This window comes from Oleiphilus sp. HI0128, assembly GCF_001635365.1.
Genome location: NZ_LWGG01001406.1, coordinates 1 through 662, shown reverse-complemented (window position 1 = coordinate 662; position 662 = coordinate 1). Strand labels below are relative to the sequence as shown.

The window sequence follows — 662 nt, the reverse complement described above, 5'->3', positions numbered from 1 at the left end:
CCTGACGAAAGGCATCACCTTGAATGTTCCTCTGGTATCTGCCGCGATGGATACGGTGACTGAAGCTCCTTTGGCAATTGCCATGGCGCAGGAAGGTGGCATTGGTATCATTCACAAAAACATGACCGCTGAGCAGCAGGCGGCAACCGTTCGTGCTGTTAAGAAATTTGAAAGTGGTGTAGTGAAAGACCCTATTACCGTTGCTTCAAATATGACGGTACGAGAAGTGTTAGAGCTGACGGCAGCTAACAAAATTTCAGGTTTACCGGTTGTTGACGGTAAAGACTTGGTCGGTATTGTCACTGGCCGTGACATCCGCTTTGAAGGCAGTTTGGATACTAAAGTCTCAAGTATCATGACACCTAAAGATAAGCTGGTGACCGTAAAAGAAGGCGCTACTTCAGACGAAATTCGCGAGTTGCTGCATAAGCACAGAATCGAAAAAGTATTAGTGGTTAACGATAGTTTCGAACTAACCGGCCTTGTAACGGTTAAAGATATCCAAAAGTCGCAAGACTATCCAAATGCTTGTAAAGATGAAGCAGGACAGCTCAGAGTTGGTGCTGCTGTGGGTACGGGTGCTGGCACTGAAGAGCGCGTTGATGCATTGGTGCAGGCAGGTGTTGACGTGATTGTTGTCGATACGGCACACGGACACTCTA

Annotated in this window: 1 protein-coding gene; it reads left to right on the top strand. The window is 47.3% G+C overall.

The genetic code is table 11. The annotated features are described in order from the left end of the window. The coding region (locus tag A3763_RS23140) for an IMP dehydrogenase (protein ID WP_156495286.1) at positions 1–662 on the top strand (662 nt) is incomplete at both ends.